A 16,455-nucleotide genomic window follows, 5' to 3' on the forward strand; every position below is an offset into this window, starting at 1 on the left:
GCGCTTTAAAATTAAAGCAAAATATCAAGAGCAAAAAATATTTAATAAGTGGAGTGCCCAACAGTCCAAAGGATCAAGAGGAATGGCTTTAGAGTGGTTGGTGGAATTGTTTTAAGTTTCAAAGTAAAGACGCGTCACATGCGTCTCCCATGAGGACAGGTAAGCAATCAGCGCAAAACCAGTCATTCGGGAGACGCATGTGATGCGTCTCTACGTTTCTAAATCAATCTTTATTCCCTCCGCAAACTATCAACCGGGTTAGCCAGCGCGGCCTTAACCGATTGAAAACTGATAGTGATAAAGGCAATCAATAGGGCAATCACGGCAGCTAATACAAAGGCTGTCCAGCTTATGCCAACTCGGTAAGCAAATTCATCAAGCCAGTGGCTCATGGCCAGCCAGGCAATCGGGAAAGCCACAACGATAGCAATAAGCACCAGCTTAATAAAATCTTTTGCTAAGAGGGCAACAACATTTGTTACGGTAGCACCCAAAACTTTCCGCACACCAATTTCGCGGGTACGCACCTGGGCGGTATACGCTGCTAAACCAAGCAAGCCAAGGCAGGAGATTAAAATCGCGATCCCTGCAAAATAGTTAAATAAAGTACCTTCGCGCTGCTCGCCCTGATAAAGTTTGTTAAATATATCGTCCAAAAAAGTATAACCAAACGGAAACTGGCCATTGTATTGCTTAAACTCTTTTTCGGCGGCCGCTATAGCCTTTGGAGCACCGTCGCCGGCTGTTTTAATATATATGGAAGCATACGTATCCGGGGCGTAGAAAAATACCATCGGGCCTATCTTTTCACGCATACTCGCGAAGTGAAAATCTTTAACCACACCTATAATAGTACCTTCTGTTTTACGCAACCTGAAACGCTTCCCTATCGGATCTTTCATCCCTAATTCCTTTATTGCCGCTTCGTTCAGGATATAATGTGCCGAATCACTCACCGAGCCATCAAAACCGCGACCTGCAGCCATTTTTATCTTGAAAAAAGAAATAAAATCTTTATCAATTCCTTGGGGATGTACAATAAACGTTTGACCGGTGGCTTTACCATCCCAATCGTTATCGCCGGAAATACCACCATTATTAACAATATTGCCGCTTGAACGCGTTACGGCTTCAACACCCGGTTGTTTCAAAAGTTCGGCTTTAACAGCATCATAATGATCTTTCATATCGCGCATCCAAAAAGCAAACACGTGACTTTTATCATAGCCTAAATTTTTTGACCGGATGTAATTAAGCTGGCTGGTGATCACAATGGTACTGATGATCAATACTACTGAAAAGGTAAACTGCACCACTACCAGGATCTTACGGAAAAGCACATCTCCAATACCATTGGAGATTTTACCCTTGAGTGCTTTTAATGGTTCAAAAGATGAAAGCAGTAGCGCCGGGTAAATACTGGACAATACAAGTGTAGCAGTGATGGTACCCGCAATAACCAACCAGATATGGTAGTTGGAAAGATTAAATACCAGTTGCTTACCCGCAATTTCATTAAATACAGGAATTACGTTATAAATTACCAACACTGCTAAAACCGACGAAAGGATAAACAGCAAAGCTGTTTCTACCACAAACTGCATAAACAATTGTGTTTTTGCCGCGCCGATGATCTTTCGCATGCTTATTTCCTTGGCGCGCAGCATGGCCCGCGCGGTTGAAAGGTTAACATAGTTGATACAGGCAATCACTAATATTACTAAGGCGATAATGATAAAGATATGTACAGTGCTGATCCCCCGGTCGGTACCGTCCGCATTATAAAGATGCATTTTAGTTGCGGGCAGCAAGAGGTAATCGGCATCGGTATCTTCAGGCTTCCGTTTCAGGTGAACTTTATTCAAATCGGCCGATAGCTTTTTTAAAGAAGTGCCCGGTTTCAACAACAAATAGGTTTCATAAGCGTAATTGCTGAAATCATGGTTCAGATCAACCTTATTGTTGGTAAACATATATTTGATATGATAGCTCATGGACATGATCATATCATAATTAATGCTTGAGTTAAGCGGGAAATCATCAATAACGCCCGATACAGTAAAATTCTCTTTATTATCGGCCACAATAACTTTTCCTAAAGCATCTTCATTACCGAAATATTTTTTTGCCGTTCTTTTTGTAATCACTACGGAATTATCGTTCGTAAAAGGCTTTGCCTTGTTACCTTCAATCAGCGGAAAATCAAAAACAGTAAACAGGGAGGGATCAGCAAAGCCTACCGCCTGCTCGTTAAAAATTTTATCCTGGTATTTAAATAATGAGAAAAACCAGTTATTGGTTATGCGCACCTGATCTTGCACAACGGGCAGTTCCTGTTTAGCCAGCGGCCCCATCGGTGCCACTGTTGTTTGCCAGATCTGCTTGCTGGCCCCTGTACCGCCAAAAAGCTCTACCCGGTAAATATTTGATGCGTTTTTATGAAAGCTATCAAAGCTAAATTCGTCCTGCACCCAAAGCAGGATCAGGATCCCAATGGCGAGGCCCAGGGTTAACCCGGCAATATTGATCACCGAATAAAACTTATTGCGGACAAGGTTCCGCCAGGCGGTTTTGATATAGTTTTTCAGCATAATAACAACGGCTTTATCAGGCAACACCTAATTAAAATGATGCCAATATCATAAATAGCTAATTATCAGAAAATTACACACAGCAACTATACACTATCGTTCGGAAACGGACAGCCGGGTGTTCATTTATGTAACGATCTCATTCGGTCCTCAAACTTTTAATAGGATTAACACTTGCCGCTTTAATAGATTCATAACTAACCGTAAGCCAGGCAATCCCCAAAGCTCCGGCCGATGCCACAAAAAATATCAGCCAGCTAATATTGATATGATAAGCAAAGCCCGACAACCAAACATTTGCTGCATACCAGGAAACCGGAAGCGCTATACATATGGCTATCAGGATGAGCCTCGTGATTCCGGATGATAACAGATATACAAGATTAAATACCGATGCACCCAACACTTTGCGCACACCTATTTCTTTGGTGCGCTGTTCGGCAATAAAGGCTGATAAACCATATAAGCCGATGCAGGATATAAAAATTCCCATCGCGGCAAACAGCTTAAAAATATCGCCCATTTGCTGCTCGCCGCGGTAAAGGGCTGCCATTTGCTGGTCAACAAAATTGAAACTAAAAGGATAGGCAGGACTAATTTCTTTGCTTATTTTTTCCAAAGCTTTAATAGTTGCCGCGGTTGCTCCGGGTTTGGTTCGCATAACAACTGTGCCACTGCCACCTGTTAAAGCAATGATCAACGGCTCAATAGCCGACTGGGCCGGTTTAAAATTAAAATCTTTAACCACACCAATAATGACGCTTGGTTTGTTGTGCAATGCCATCGGCTTTCCGATAGCTGCCGCCGCATTGGCAAACCCCATCAGGCCCAGCAGCTTTTGGTTGATGACACAGTTATTGGAGTCGGTTTTGATCGATTCAGAGAAGAAGCGGCCTGCCAATAATTTCAATCCGAATAAATGGGCAAAATTTTCGCTCACGTAAATTCCCGGCGTTGGGTTTCCGAGCGTTTTGGGATCTTTGCCCGGCCATGAAACGTTTGCGCCGGCTCCCACATCTATAGGAAGTTCGTTGGTAATAGCAAAATCACTGGTGAGCGGATTTTGCCGTAGCTCATTTCTCAGCAAAGCTTCTTTATCTACCATATCACCGTTCATGTCCATATATAAAAGACTGGATTTGTTAAAGCCGGGATTTCTTTCTCGTACAAACTTAAGTTGCTGGTAAATAACTATCGTACCTATCAGTAAAACCACCGAAACAACAAACTGGGTCACCACCAAAGCATGGCGAAAAATTAAATTACCGCCCATTGATTTCACATTCCCCTTAAGCACTTTAACGGGATTAAAACCCGATAAAAACAGTGCCGGGTAACTTCCCGATATCATCCCTGTTAATAACGCGATACATAACAGACCAAGCCAAAGCTTCGCATCGGCAAAATCAATGGTAAGTTGTTTACCAATCAGCTGATTAAACATCGGCAGGACTAAAACTACTATCCAAAGTGCAAGTAGCAGCGATAAAAAAGCAGTGAACACGGCTTCGCTTAAAAACTGAAATATCAGTTGAAACCTTTGCGCCCCAGCTACTTTGCGCAAGCCAATTTCCTTTGCCCGTCGGGCCGAACGCGCAGTAGCCAGGTTCATGAAATTGATACAGGCAACGGCAAGTATTAAAATAGCTACAACAAAAAACATTTTTAGGTATAGCGCATTACCGTGCCCGGGTAAATCCATCCCTATCGCCGGGGCCATGTGAATTTGGGTAACGGGTTGAAGATGGAACGCACTTTTCATTTGCGGTTCGTATTTATGATAGATCTGGAAAATCTGACTTTCCAATTTTTTTAAATTGGCAGGGCTTGGGTCAAAATTTTTATCTAACTGAACATAAGTATGAAAATACGGCGCTTCCCATTGATATTTTTCAACCTTTGGGTTAGCTCTGTACAATGCTGCTGTTGGCATTACAAAATCAAATTGCATGTGCGAGTTAGCAGGGATGTTGGCTAAAACCCCGGTCACTACCACGTTTTCACTATTGTCTTTTTTCAGAAACTTGCCAACGGGATTTTCATTACCAAAATATTTCACGGCTGTAGCTTCCGTTATTAAAACGCCATCTATTTGCTTTAGAGCTTCTGCACGATCACCTTTTACAAGCGGGAATGAAAATACATCCAGAAAATTGGGATCGGCATAAATTACCCTGTCTTCTATAAACCTTTTGTCGTTGGCTTCAAACAAGTAACTCTTCGGGTTTATACGTACTGCATTTTTCACAGTCGGTAATTGCGCTTTTACCGAGCCGGCCATTGCAGTGGGTGTGCCGGCCATGGTTAAGCCATCAACATCCCAGTTTATACGATATAGTTGTGCCGCATTTTTATGAAACATATCGTAACTCAGTTCGTTTTGTACCCAAAGCAATATCAGGATACTTGCTGCGAGGCCAATTGCCAAACCAGATATATTAATAACGGAATAGGTTTTGTCTTTAATTAAATTGCGGTAAGCGAGTTTAAAGTACGTTCTGATCATGGTTATGTAGGTTTAAGTTTTACTAACGAAAAGAACAATTTTATTCATCAATACCCAGTCCCCAACAGCGTTATGCTATTATACTCACAGATATGTCCCAATAATCTTTTTCAGCACATATTTAAACTAATCAGGCATCGCATTTGTAATATGGGTACAGGTACCATAATATGATGTTAAATTTCATGCCACAATATAAATAACTTACAATGAACACATTGAAAGGCAATAAAGGACAATATTGTTCGGAAACGTTACAGCCAGTGTACGACTTTAAACGGTTAGTTTTGTTTTTTAAACAATTACTTAATTGATTTGACGGGATAGCGGGAATGCTTAACCTTCAAAAACCGAAGTTATGATATTATGGTTCACCAGGATCCGCATCAGCATCTCGACTGAGAAATCGCGGGTAATATCAATGCTGATATAATCCTTGTCGCCGGTCTTAACCTCGCAGGCATCCCGGTCAAAATACAATACCAACCCGCGCATACTGCCCGAGATAATAACAATACGTTCGTTATTAATAAGCTTAAAACTATTGCGCGTGCGCTTGAAAAAGCTGCACAGGTTTTTGATATGCCGGTAGGTAAGTAATGAAATGATCATGCCGTCAGCTTTTAATAATGGTGGCCAGTCGCTGCCTTATAATGATGTCTTTAACAGCGGCAGGCAGCAAACTGTTTAATAAAACAAGCATCTTGTTTATCATACCGGGAATGATCTCTTTTTTTCCTTTCAGCAAGCCATCCACCGCTATACGTGCTACGTGCCCGGGCTCCATAATGGTTGCCTTTGATAGGCCTTTGAGCTTATTATTCATTACCAGCAGCTCGGGCTTGGTGTTAATGCCTCCGGGGCTAAGCAGGCTGATTTTCACATTTGAGCCATGAAGTTCAAGCTGCAAACATTTGGTGAAATACCTGATAAATGATTTGGTAGCACCGTAAACCTGCTTTTTAGGCACTACAAACAAGCCGCCCAAGCTACCTACATTTAATATGTATGAAGTAACAGCAGCATCCGCCTGGGCCAGGAATAGGCGTGTAAGCAGTACAGGTGTAATCACGTTCAGTTCAATTTGCTTTTTATAAAACCCAATGTTCAGATCTTCAAACCACGACCAGTTACCTAAACCCGCATTATTGATGAGCAGGTGGGCCGTAATTTGCTCATCACTAAGGTAATTAAAAATTGCCGGGTAACTTTCGGCAAGAGTTAAATCAATTTCAAGATAATTTACTTTAACCTCAAAGTTTTTGCGGATAAACGATGCCAGTTCGGGCAGACCTGAACCCGGCAATGAAACCAGAACCAGGTTTATACGGCGTGATGCCAGTTCAATGGCAAATGATTTGCCCAACCCTTCGCTGGCGCCGGTTATGATGGCGGTTTGGTTGGTCATGTTCAGGCTTGTTTAAGATAGTTAACTGTTTTGTGCATCCCTTCGGCAAAGGGGGTTATCCTATAACCCAATTGGGTTATAGCCTTATTGCTGCTATACTTTTGATCATACTTTAACCGTTCGGCAAACTCAGGTAAAAAAAAGGGCCGTAACCCGGTAAGCTGTGCTTTCAGCTTTTCAATGTGACTATAAAATTCAATCGCTTTTAAAGGCAGATGGATAAGCCGGTGCCGTTTACCGGATACCTCATATACTGTATTAAAAAACTCGTTAAAACTGATATCCTCTCCGCCTAAAATATAGCGTTCGCCGCTGGTTCCATTATCCATAGCCGCCAAATGTCCATCAACCACATCGGTTAAAAAAGCATAATTGGCTACCTGTTCGCCGTTGCCGGGTATAAAGCGCCATTTGCCGCGTAAATAGGCCGAAACCATTTTGCCAACAGTATTGCTTTCGGTAACAGGCCCTTCGCCATATACGCGTGATGGGTTTACTGTAACTATGTGCATCCCCTGTTTTGCGAAGTTTTGTACCTCAAGCTCTGCCAGGTATTTGGTGCGTTCATAGGCAATTGGAAAACCGGCTATCCGGGGATCGTTCTCATTCATGGGATGTTTAACCGTTGGGCCCCATACGCCGCAGGTTGATGTATAAACTATTTTTTGTACACCGCCGTTACCCGCTACTTCCAGTACATTGCGGGTGCCTGTAACATTGGTTTCATGGTAATCATCGGGGTTACGGCACCACATTTTGGCCAGGGCGGCGGTATGGTAAACTTGTCCGCAGCCCTGCATAGCCCTCCCCAGGCTTTGCCGGTACAGAATATTGCCGGTAACCGGTTCAATATTTTTATGCTTTATTAAATATGGATGATCGGTATTGCGGCATAAGGCCTTAACATCATAACCCTGCATAGCCAGCGACAACGTGAGCTGCCTGCCAATAAACCCTGTTGCCCCGGTTACTAAAACTTTCATACAGGTATTACAATCAGATATTGGTTTACCCCTATACGTTATAGCTAAATTTTTTCGGCACAATTAGCCATTAGGTTTAATGGCAGAATTATTTAAATTTGAAATAACTATCAAACAAGCCTTACCTAAAATGAACATGTACCAGGACCCACATAGCACATTTGCCGGTTTTTCGCCGGAAGAGTTGGGATTTCTACAACACGCCACCCCCGATTTGACAGAAAGCCAGAAAAAATATTTTTACATGGTTTACAGCAACAAGCGAAAAAACTCACAGGATATATTGTTATTTACCTTGCTTGGTTTTGTAGGTTTTGCCGGCATTCAGCGCTTTGTATTAGGCCAGATTGGGATGGGTATTGTTTATTTGCTAACAGTAGGCTTTTGCTGGATTGGCACTATTGTGGATCTGATCAACAATAAGTCGATAACTTTGGAGTATAATAAAAACATGGCTTACGAAAGCTACCAAATGGCTAAAATGAGCAGCTAAACAAAGCCATTATTTATCTCTAAAAAAACTTAATGAAACTATCTGCCTTAACCGCTTACCTTGAAAGCCTCGCGCCACTCAACTATCAGGAAGATTATGACAATTCTGGCCTGATAGTTGGCAACCCAGAGCAGGAGGTAAGCCAGGCCCTGATCTCGCTTGACTGTACCGAAGCTGTGGTTGATGAGGCTATTGCTACCGGCTGCCAGGTGATCATATCGCACCACCCTATCGTTTTTAAGGGGTTAAAAAAATTCAACGGCAAAACCTATGTGGAACGGGTGGTTGAAAAAGCTATCCGTAAAGGTATTGCTATATACGCTATTCACACCAATTTGGATAGCATCATGACCGGCGTTAATGCCCGCATTTGTGAAACTTTAGGTTTAAAAAACAGCCGCATACTGCTGCCCAAACATAACCTGATCAAAAAACTGGTTACTTACGTTCCGCTAAACCATGCCGACACTGTACGCGATGCTTTGTTTGCAGCAGGAGCAGGCAACATTGGCAATTACAGCGAGACCAGCTTTAATGCCGAAGGTACCGGAACATTCAAGGGTAATGAAGCCGCTAACCCTTATGTTGGTGAAGCGGGCAAACGCCACAAGGAAAATGAAGTAAGGATAGAAACCGTATATCCGGCCAATTTGGAGAGCAAGATCCTGATGGCTTTGATCCTGGCCCATCCGTATGAAGAAGTTGCCTATGATCTTTTCAATTTAACCAACCAGCACCAGCAGGTAGGCTCGGGTATGATAGGCGAGTTGGAAATGCCGCTTAATGAAGAAAGTTTCCTGTTTCATGTAAAGGATAAGATGCGCACGCATGTGATACGGCATACTAAATTATTGGGCAAACACGTTAAAAAAGTAGCTGTGTGCGGCGGTTCGGGGGGCTTTTTGCTAAAGCATGCCATAGCCGCAGGAGCCGACGTTTTTATCACGGCCGATTACAAGTATCATGAGTTTTTTGATGCCGAAGGAAAGATAGTTATTGCAGATATCGGACACTTTGAGAGTGAACAATTTACGCAGCAATTATTGTATGAAATAATTAGAAAAAAATTCCCTATCTTTGCCGTCCGTTTAACAGAAGTAAATACAAACCCCGTCAAATATTTTATTTAATGGAACAAACCGTAGAACAAAAGCTTAAAGCTTTATACGAGCTACAAACTATCCACACCAAGATTGACAGGATCCGCCAGGTAAGGGGCGAATTGCCAATGGAAGTTGCCGACCTTGAGGACGACGTTGCAGGCCTTGAAACCCGCATCCAAAAGATCAAAGGTGAACTTGACGATGTGGAAGATGACATAGTTACCCGTAAAAACCTGATCAAAGAAGCTCAGGCGAACATCAAAAAATACGAAGGCCAGCTTAACGAGGTTAAAAACAACCGCGAATATGATGCTATCTCAAAAGAAATTGAGATCCAGGGCTTAGATATACAGGTGAGTGAAAAGAAGATCCGTGAATACGGTTTCGAAATCACCAACAAAACCCAGGTTTACGAAAAAGCATTGGCGGATCTGGAAGCCCGTCAGGCCGACCTTGACGCCAAGAAAGAAGAATTAGGCACCATTACTGCCGAAACTGAAAAAGAAGAAACCGAGTTGAATGCCCAGGCTGCAAAAGCTATGGATAACATCGAAGAGCGTTTATTAACTGCTTACACCCGTTTACGTCAAAACGCAAAAAACGGTCTTGCAGTTGTAACTATCCAACGTGATTCATGCTCTGGTTGCTTTAACCAGATCCCTCCTCAGCGCCAGTCAGACATCCGTCAGCGTAAAAAGATCATCGTTTGCGAGCATTGCGGACGGATCCTTGTTGACGAGCAAATGGCTTTGGAAGCTGAAGAAGCATAAACAACCATTTATAAAGTTAAATATATCAAAGGCACCCACGGGGTGCCTTTTTTGTTCGTTTATTTAGCCGATATTTATTCCATGCCTAAAAGCCGGATAACCTATTTGATATTAACAATAGCAACCATTATCCTCGGTTTGTTATCCCGCCATTTTAAATTTATCCCTTTATTCATAGGCGACATCTTATGGGCTACGATGGTTTACTTTATCATGAGATTTCTGTTTATTACCAAAACTATCAGGTTCAATGTTATTGCGGCTTTGCTGTTTTGCTTTGCGATAGAGTTTAGCCAGCTTTATAAAGCGCCATGGATAAATGACATCAGGCACACACTGTTTGGCAGGCTGGTTTTGGGTGAGGGCTTTTTGTGGAGTGATTTATTGTGTTATGTGATTGGAGTGGGGATAGGGGTTGGAGTTGACAGCTTAGGGTTAAAAAATTTCAAATCTCATAAGAAATAAGTTTTAGCTTATTTATAGTTCTGAATTGTTTGTCAGATGTTATAAACGGCAGATTGAATGCAATGGCTGTTGCCGCTATGATAGCATCTGGTAGTTTTAAACTATATTTTTTTCTTATTGTTACATATTGTTCTTTCAATTTATTATTCATCTGAATAATTGAACAATCACTTAATAAGCCGTGTATTTGTTTTTCATCGCGTTCTGAAAGGTTTTTAAATCCTATTAGTTCCAGTTCGGTTATAAATGAAATATAGATCTGCTTACCCTGCAATAACTTTTCCCATCCAGCAAGTACAATATAATGTTCATATCAACTAATATCTCTTTCCCACTCATCTCTTAATTTAGTTTGAATGGTCAATGGATCTTCTTTTAATGGTACTTTTCCATTGTATTTTTTTGCGTCGAAACCCATAGATGGGGCTTCCTTATAAAGCGCCTTTTCAATAGCCTCTATATCCTTTTTGGATGCTCCCTTTTTTAATACCAATACCATATCAATCCTTTCATAACAAATTTAATGTTTTTTACATAAATATCCTCTTCAAAACATACTCGTCTGTTTCCCTTTTCTCGGCACAAATAAGCTATAGTCATATTCTGGCATCTGCCTATCGCTCATAAAGCGTTTGCAAGCCATTTTAAACATCTGGTGAATGGATTCGGCTACCTTGCCCTCGCCACTCATCCGGCGACCGTAATCGCTATCATTCAACTTGCCGTCATGTGTCGAGCGGATCATATTCAATACCTTTTCGGCGCGATCTGGAAAAGCCTTATAGATCCAGTCGCTAAAGATTTCGGCGATGCTGCCGTTGAGCCTCACCATGGTAAAACCGGCGGCTAAAGCGCCCCTATCGGCAGCGGCTTTGATGATGTTGGGGACTTCATTACTATTCAATCCGGGAATAATAGGAGCGGCCATTACACGCACCGGGATGCCTCTTTCTGATAGCTTCTGCACCACCGCCAGCCTGCCTGTTGCAGTTACTGTACGCGGTTCCAGTTTTTGGCGCAACTGCTCGTTAAGCGAGGTAATAGATACGTTTACGTGCACCAGGTTTAACTTAGCCATATCAGCAAGCAGGTCGATATCGCGCAGTATCACATTATTTTTAGTGATAATGCTTACCGGATTTTTATACTTCCAGAAAACTTCCAGCAGGGCCTGAGTTATTTTAAGCTTGCGTTCCACAGGCTGATAGCAATCGGTATTGCCTGAGAGCATAATGCAAACCGGTCTGTAATTTTTTTTGTTGAAATATTGTTCAAGCAGCTCGGGCGCATTGGGTTTAATGATGATCTTCCGTTCAAAATCGAGCCCGGCGCTAAAACCGTAATATTCATGGCTATTGCGGGCATAACAGTAAATACAACCATGCTCGCAACCCTGGTAGGGGTTTATGGAGTACATATGGCTCAGATCGGGACTGTTGGATTCGCTTACTATTTTTTTGGGCGTTTCTTCAAAAAGCTGCGTGTTTGAATTTTCAAGCAAAGGCTCGTCAATGCCTTCGATATGATCAAGTACATACTTGTTTTTCAGAAACTTATTGTGCGTATTTACCTGTGCGCCGCGTCCCTTAAAAAAATCCGGATTTTCCTCATGTGACATTGAACAAATTTGCTAAATTTATTAGCAAATCACAATTCAATCAGTTTATTTTTTATGCTGTATAAAACCAGCCCCACGCGGCTTTTGATCTGGAGCTTTTCAAAAAGCTGGTCGCGGTAACTATCAACCGTACGTACACTGATATTCATAGCTTCAGCAATTTCCTTATAAGTAAGCTCGGTACCGGTAAGGCGCAGAAACTCTATCTCGCGCGGGTTAAGTTTGATATTCTCTAATTTGCTGTTAAAATTGGTGATCAGGTGACGGGTTACAAACTCGGGGTAATAAAGCTCTCCCTGCGCAACTTTCAAAAGGGCGTCTTCAACTTCATGCGGCTCCGAATCTTTAAGCAGGTAGCCTTTAACACCCATTTTTACCATGATCAGCACCTTTTCGGCATCTTCGAACATGGATAAAATAATAATCCTGACACCGGGATGTTTGGCCCGCAGCACCTGTGCAGCTTCAACCCCATCCATAACCGGCATGCTGATATCCAGCAATACAATATCCGGAACAGTGCCGTTGTTTATGGTATTTATCAGTTCCTGCCCGTTTGCGGCCTCAAATAGTATGTTGTATCTTTTAAAATTGGTGACAAGAGCAGCCATACCGCTCCTGAAGAGTTTATGATCATCAACTAAGGCTATTTGAATGGGTTCCTTTAGCATAAATTTGTTGTACCAGGGGATTGAACGACAATTTTATCTGGCAACCCTTACCAGGCGAGCTGGCAATAATTACGTCCGCGCCTACTAAAGCTGCCCTGTTTTCAATGTTCCGCAATCCCGAACCGCCCTTATTATCAACCTTTTCAGCATTGAAACCAGCACCATCATCTTCGATGAGCAAATTAAACATTTGTGCAGTATAATACAAACCGATTTTAAGGTTAGCTGCCTTAGCGTATTTCAAAGTATTATTTACCGCTTCCTGGAAGATCCGAAATATCACCAGTTCGCGCTGCTCTCCTAAACTATATACATCACCTTCAACATCAAAAATAACATTGATGATGCCGCTGCGGGTTAAACGTTCGGTTTCGGTTTCGAGGGTTTTTATAAGCCCCTGTGAGCTGATATGCTCAAAGCTCATGCTTTTTGAAAGGTGCCTCAAATCATTAATGGTTTGCGAAACCAGTTCGCGGTTCTCATTTACACGGGCTTTTTTTTCGTCATCAAGGCTATTGTTAAGCAGGCCCAGGTTCAATTTTACAAATGATAAAACCTGTGTAATGTTATCATGGATCTCACGGCTTATATCGTTAAGCGTTTGCTCCTGAATCTCTATCTGCGTTTTAAGCATTTCCTGCTTAAATGAGGCCTTTAGGTTTTCGCGCTCAAGCAGGTTTTTGTTCTGCTTTTTTTGGTACATGAGCATAAAGCTAACCATGAACACCCCTAACAGAAGCAATAAAGCAGTACCCGCTATTATTATGAGGATAAATTGTTCTTCCTGAAAAAGCATATAAAGGAAAATGAAAATAGACCGTATAGCATTAATGAGTTAAGATCTAACAATGTTATTGCTATCAGATAAAAATGATAATTGTTTTTATACACCATGAAGCTGAAACAAGAGTAATAAAATGTCATTGCCAAATAATAGAAAAAAATCCCCGTTATCGCCAAAAACGGGGGGTGTGATATTAATTCTATGTATTCGTCATTATCATCATTCAATAATCTATAGTAATAATCACAAACAAGCCAAAGGCCAAATATATTCTGTATAACTATCGCGATAGTTGCTCTATGCCAGAAACCCTGAATGAAAAATATATCAATAAGTGTTAACCCAACAATAACACCCGCAGCTATATATACAAACTTTTTTCGTTTTGTCCGATCATCAAATGACATGATGAACATTGTATAACAAATAAACTCCAGTATATCATTGAAGTTATTACACCAAGCGTTGGTATGGTTAATAATAAGCAGTTGAAAAATAGCCGGATAATTATAAAATACCCCAAAAGCTAAGAAAGGCAAAAACCATTTAAAATTTTTGTCAAGCGACTTATATGTGAATATACAACATATAAAAGCCACTACAAACATCACATAATAAAGGGAATCAAGCATGAACGCTAAAATAATATATAATAGCATTCATGCAGCTTACAAATTTATCAGGATTGACATGTCGGCGGGCAATCCTTGCTTGATTTTAAAGCAGCTAACCCACTTACCGCCAGGCTTGCCACATCATCACTCTGTATAGCATCTATATGCTGATCCACACCTTTCCCTGCCACTGTACCAACTATGGCAACCGATGTTTGATGCGGTGCATTTTTATGATCCGCATCATGCACTCCAAAATGTATCCTCACTCCAGTAGCTTCCGGCGGCAGATTATTAATAAACTCCTTCAGTTTGTCTATCGGGAGCCATGTAGATTCGGTATCATTAACCTCATGATGTTTGTCAATAACCGCTTTTCGGGTTTGCTTATAGCGGGCTACCATTTCCCTGGCTGTTTTTAAGTCAATAGGTTCCATATAATTTAGGGTGTCTTTAAATCAGGCCTAATCTAACTAATTATAATAAAACAACCTATCCGTTATTTCACTGTATTATATCCCGTTTAAACACGGTAAAAGTAACTGTCAACTTACAACACAATACACTATATCATACGTTAAAAAGTCATGCGCAAGTTTTTACAAAAACTGTTAACTAAGCCAGTTGCCCGGTTGGCCGACAGGCTCTCGTCACGACCGGATAAGAAGCGGGTTAACGGATCATTGAACCGGTTATACAAAAACCTGCTAACCGGGTCGGGTAAAAAAGGCCTTTTAATACCCTTTGATGCAGAAAAAGGTAAATTCATTATCTTTTCTGATCAACACAAGGGGGCGCGTGACGATATGGATATCTTCGCCCTTGCCGAGAAGAACTACCTTACAGCACTTGATTATTACTACAGCCAACAATTTTTCTACATCAATCTTGGCGACAGCGAGGAGCTTTGGGAAAACTTATTCATCACCATAAAAAAGCACAACAAAGCCACATTTGAAAGCGAAAAACGGTTCATACAACGTAAAGAATTCATGAAAATATTTGGCAATCATGATCTGTTTTGGGACAATGACCCTTTAGCGGCAGTTGGATTAAAGCAAATTTATGATGAAGTAATTAAGATCTATGAAGGAGCTGTACTACAAACAACAGTTAATGGTAAACCACTAAATATATTCATGACGCATGGCCACCAGGGCGATTTGCAAAGCGATGGCAACTGGTTCAGTAAATGGTTTGTATCCAATGTATGGGCACCTTTCCAGGCATATCTGAAGGTTAATATTAATACCCCGGCAAATAACGACTTGCTCAAAACAGATCATAACCGCATTATGTATGAATGGAGCCAGAGGCAAAAAAACACGCTGCTAATAACCGGGCACACACATCAACCGGTATTCAGGTCATTAACCCATCTCGAAAAACTGTATAACGATATCGCGAAAGCAAGGAAAGCCGGAGACGATAACCTGGCCGATGAACTAAATAAACAGATCGTTAATCGGCAAGTGAAGGGTGATGTGGCTCCCGATTTTAGCGCATGCGACCCAAGCTATTTCAATAGCGGCTGCTGTTGTTACGATGATGGCGATATAACAGGCATTGAAATTGCCGATGGCCAAATCCGCCTCGTAAAATGGGAATATAACGCACAAAACCAAAGTGAAAGGATAATACTGGAGGAGTGCAGGCTGGAAGAGCTATTTTAAGACCGAGGTAAAAGGCGAAAGACAACAGGCTAACCTCAATCGGAGAAATCAAAAAATCAATCGGTGTAATCCTAAAAAGAAAAAATCAACGAAATCATCGTAATCAAAAAATCAACGGTCACCCTTCCAGCATAAAAACAAAAAGCTCTTTAGGGCCGTGGGCGCCTAATACCAGTGTTTTTTCAATGTCAGCCGTACGGCTTGGGCCGGTTACCGTGCTGATCATAGATGGCAGCTGGTTGCCATATTTGGTTTTGATGAGTTTAAAACCATCTTTCAAGTCCATAACCATTTGCGAAGTGTAAGCCAGTACAATATGCACCGATGGATAGATGCTTAACCTTCTGCCAGCCATGTTACCGTTAGACAGCAAAATACTGCCATTACGGGCAATCAAAGCCTCGCACAGGGTAAAACCTACTTCGGCTTGTTCAAAATCTTTATCAGTTTCGTAGTGCGGATATTCAAACTGGTTCAGGATCTCCTGCAACTTAGGTTCCCAGCAGTAAATTTTGTGCCATTTACGTTCTTCGGCAAGGGTAAGCAGGTTTTCAATAAATTGCAGCTCATCCTCACAAAAAACAAACTGGCCTGATACGTTGGTAAACTGTTCGGCGAAGACCACCTCGGGCATTTCATCAGTTGCAGGATAAAGGGGCTGGTCTTCCAGCTGAGGGTATGGGTTATCCCTTTTCTCCAAAAGCGCTTTCCTGATTTTTTTAAGCAGTTTTTCTTTTGATGTAGTGATATCCCTCATAACTAAAAAAGCAAAGCCA

At 41.6% G+C, this 16,455-nt stretch carries 17 protein-coding genes and 1 pseudogene; 6 read left to right on the forward strand and 12 right to left on the reverse strand.

The features are described 5' to 3' along the window. Positions 1-222: 222 nt before the first annotated feature. Complete coding sequence (locus FHW88_RS30405; RefSeq protein WP_223266147.1) at positions 223-285, forward strand: YSIRK-type signal peptide-containing protein; 63 nt, start codon at positions 223-225, stop codon at positions 283-285. Here the strand turns inward: FHW88_RS30405 and FHW88_RS12705 are convergent. From FHW88_RS12705 to FHW88_RS12725, 5 genes and pseudogenes are all read right to left on the reverse strand, one after another. Next, positions 279-2,591: pseudogene (locus FHW88_RS12705) on the reverse strand (ABC transporter permease); the annotation flags it as partial. The gene FHW88_RS30405 and the pseudogene FHW88_RS12705 overlap by 7 nt on opposite strands. Positions 2,592-2,730: 139 nt before the next feature. After that, a complete protein-coding gene (locus FHW88_RS12710) occupies positions 2,731-5,097 on the reverse strand; it encodes an ABC transporter permease (protein ID WP_176625819.1) in 2,367 nt (788 codons plus the stop codon). 336 nt (positions 5,098-5,433) lie between these two features. Further along, positions 5,434-5,709, reverse strand: a complete 276-nt coding sequence (locus FHW88_RS12715; RefSeq protein ID WP_176625821.1) for a hypothetical protein — start codon at positions 5,707-5,709, stop codon at positions 5,434-5,436. Positions 5,710-5,713: 4 nt separating this feature from the next. After that, complete coding sequence (locus tag FHW88_RS12720) at positions 5,714-6,505, reverse strand: SDR family NAD(P)-dependent oxidoreductase (protein ID WP_176625823.1); 792 nt, start codon at positions 6,503-6,505, stop codon at positions 5,714-5,716. Positions 6,506-6,507: 2 nt separating this feature from the next. Next, the gene (locus FHW88_RS12725; protein WP_176625825.1) at positions 6,508-7,488 is read right to left on the reverse strand and encodes an NAD-dependent epimerase/dehydratase family protein; all 981 of its coding nucleotides are present in this window, start codon (positions 7,486-7,488) and stop codon (positions 6,508-6,510) included. Between the two features lie 79 nt (positions 7,489-7,567). On the opposite strand from FHW88_RS12725, the gene FHW88_RS12730 reads away from it, so the two are divergent. The 4 genes from FHW88_RS12730 (at position 7,568) to FHW88_RS12745 (ending at position 10,319) form a co-directional block, all read left to right on the forward strand. Next, the gene (locus tag FHW88_RS12730; protein WP_255485324.1) at positions 7,568-7,981 is read left to right on the forward strand and encodes a TM2 domain-containing protein; all 414 of its coding nucleotides are present in this window, start codon (positions 7,568-7,570) and stop codon (positions 7,979-7,981) included. A gap of 32 nt (positions 7,982-8,013) precedes the next feature. Then, a complete protein-coding gene (locus FHW88_RS12735) occupies positions 8,014-9,111 on the forward strand; it encodes a Nif3-like dinuclear metal center hexameric protein (protein ID WP_176625827.1) in 1,098 nt (365 codons plus the stop codon). Then, positions 9,111-9,854 carry a zinc ribbon domain-containing protein gene (locus FHW88_RS12740; RefSeq protein WP_090532210.1) on the forward strand — a complete coding sequence of 248 codons (744 nt, stop codon included), beginning with the start codon at positions 9,111-9,113 and terminating at the stop codon, positions 9,852-9,854. The genes FHW88_RS12735 and FHW88_RS12740 overlap by 1 nt, the downstream gene beginning before the upstream one ends. Positions 9,855-9,935: 81 nt before the next feature. Continuing rightward, positions 9,936-10,319: a DUF2809 domain-containing protein gene (locus FHW88_RS12745; protein ID WP_176625829.1), complete on the forward strand. Its 384-nt coding sequence runs from the start codon at positions 9,936-9,938 to the stop codon at positions 10,317-10,319. Here FHW88_RS12745 and FHW88_RS30410 read toward each other — a convergent pair. The 6 genes from FHW88_RS30410 to FHW88_RS12775 all read right to left on the reverse strand — a co-directional run bounded on the left by FHW88_RS30410 (position 10,300) and on the right by FHW88_RS12775 (position 14,443). Next, the gene (locus FHW88_RS30410; protein WP_176625831.1) at positions 10,300-10,593 is read right to left on the reverse strand and encodes a PIN domain-containing protein; all 294 of its coding nucleotides are present in this window, start codon (positions 10,591-10,593) and stop codon (positions 10,300-10,302) included. The genes FHW88_RS12745 and FHW88_RS30410 overlap by 20 nt on opposite strands. Before the next feature lie 39 nt (positions 10,594-10,632). Continuing rightward, positions 10,633-10,818, reverse strand: coding sequence for a hypothetical protein (locus FHW88_RS12755; RefSeq protein ID WP_176625833.1), 186 nt, complete (start codon positions 10,816-10,818; stop codon positions 10,633-10,635). A 48-nt stretch (positions 10,819-10,866) separates the two neighbouring features. After that, complete coding sequence (locus tag FHW88_RS12760) at positions 10,867-11,937, reverse strand: PA0069 family radical SAM protein (RefSeq protein ID WP_176625835.1); 1,071 nt, start codon at positions 11,935-11,937, stop codon at positions 10,867-10,869. Between the two features lie 29 nt (positions 11,938-11,966). After that, positions 11,967-12,608, reverse strand: coding sequence for a response regulator transcription factor (locus FHW88_RS12765; protein ID WP_176625837.1), 642 nt, complete (start codon positions 12,606-12,608; stop codon positions 11,967-11,969). Beyond that, a complete protein-coding gene (locus FHW88_RS12770) occupies positions 12,574-13,404 on the reverse strand; it encodes a sensor histidine kinase (protein WP_176625839.1) in 831 nt (276 codons plus the stop codon). The genes FHW88_RS12765 and FHW88_RS12770 overlap by 35 nt, the downstream gene beginning before the upstream one ends. A gap of 667 nt (positions 13,405-14,071) precedes the next feature. Further along, on the reverse strand, positions 14,072-14,443 hold the full coding sequence (locus FHW88_RS12775) for a hypothetical protein (protein ID WP_176625840.1): 372 nt from the start codon (positions 14,441-14,443) through the stop codon (positions 14,072-14,074). 150 nt (positions 14,444-14,593) lie between these two features. Between FHW88_RS12775 and FHW88_RS12780 the strand changes: the two genes are divergently transcribed. Beyond that, positions 14,594-15,679, forward strand: a complete 1,086-nt coding sequence (locus tag FHW88_RS12780; protein WP_176625842.1) for a metallophosphoesterase — start codon at positions 14,594-14,596, stop codon at positions 15,677-15,679. A 118-nt stretch (positions 15,680-15,797) separates the two neighbouring features. Here the strand turns inward: FHW88_RS12780 and FHW88_RS12785 are convergent, their stop codons facing one another. After that, entirely contained in the window at positions 15,798-16,436 is a 639-nt protein-coding gene (locus FHW88_RS12785; protein ID WP_176625844.1) for a lactate utilization protein C, read from the reverse strand. Positions 16,437-16,455 lie beyond the last annotated feature (19 nt).

The sequence above is a fragment of the Mucilaginibacter sp. SG538B genome (assembly GCF_013376065.1).
GTDB classification, from domain to species: domain Bacteria; phylum Bacteroidota; class Bacteroidia; order Sphingobacteriales; family Sphingobacteriaceae; genus Mucilaginibacter; species Mucilaginibacter rubeus.

Coding starts and splice junctions, on each gene's coding strand:
- FHW88_RS12710 (WP_176625819.1), bottom strand. CDS start 5,097: ATGATCAGAACGTACTTTAAACTCGCTTACCGCAATTTAATTAAAGAC.
- FHW88_RS12715 (WP_176625821.1), bottom strand. CDS start 5,709: ATGATCATTTCATTACTTACCTACCGGCATATCAAAAACCTGTGCAGC.
- FHW88_RS12720 (WP_176625823.1), bottom strand. CDS start 6,505: ATGACCAACCAAACCGCCATCATAACCGGCGCCAGCGAAGGGTTGGGC.
- FHW88_RS12725 (WP_176625825.1), bottom strand. CDS start 7,488: ATGAAAGTTTTAGTAACCGGGGCAACAGGGTTTATTGGCAGGCAGCTC.
- FHW88_RS12730 (WP_255485324.1), top strand. CDS start 7,568: ATGGCAGAATTATTTAAATTTGAAATAACTATCAAACAAGCCTTACCT.
- FHW88_RS12735 (WP_176625827.1), top strand. CDS start 8,014: ATGAAACTATCTGCCTTAACCGCTTACCTTGAAAGCCTCGCGCCACTC.
- FHW88_RS12740 (WP_090532210.1), top strand. CDS start 9,111: ATGGAACAAACCGTAGAACAAAAGCTTAAAGCTTTATACGAGCTACAA.
- FHW88_RS12745 (WP_176625829.1), top strand. CDS start 9,936: ATGCCTAAAAGCCGGATAACCTATTTGATATTAACAATAGCAACCATT.
- FHW88_RS12755 (WP_176625833.1), bottom strand. CDS start 10,818: ATGGTATTGGTATTAAAAAAGGGAGCATCCAAAAAGGATATAGAGGCT.
- FHW88_RS12760 (WP_176625835.1), bottom strand. CDS start 11,937: ATGTCACATGAGGAAAATCCGGATTTTTTTAAGGGACGCGGCGCACAG.
- FHW88_RS12765 (WP_176625837.1), bottom strand. CDS start 12,608: ATGCTAAAGGAACCCATTCAAATAGCCTTAGTTGATGATCATAAACTC.
- FHW88_RS12770 (WP_176625839.1), bottom strand. CDS start 13,404: ATGCTTTTTCAGGAAGAACAATTTATCCTCATAATAATAGCGGGTACT.
- FHW88_RS12775 (WP_176625840.1), bottom strand. CDS start 14,443: ATGGAACCTATTGACTTAAAAACAGCCAGGGAAATGGTAGCCCGCTAT.
- FHW88_RS12780 (WP_176625842.1), top strand. CDS start 14,594: ATGCGCAAGTTTTTACAAAAACTGTTAACTAAGCCAGTTGCCCGGTTG.
- FHW88_RS12785 (WP_176625844.1), bottom strand. CDS start 16,436: ATGAGGGATATCACTACATCAAAAGAAAAACTGCTTAAAAAAATCAGG.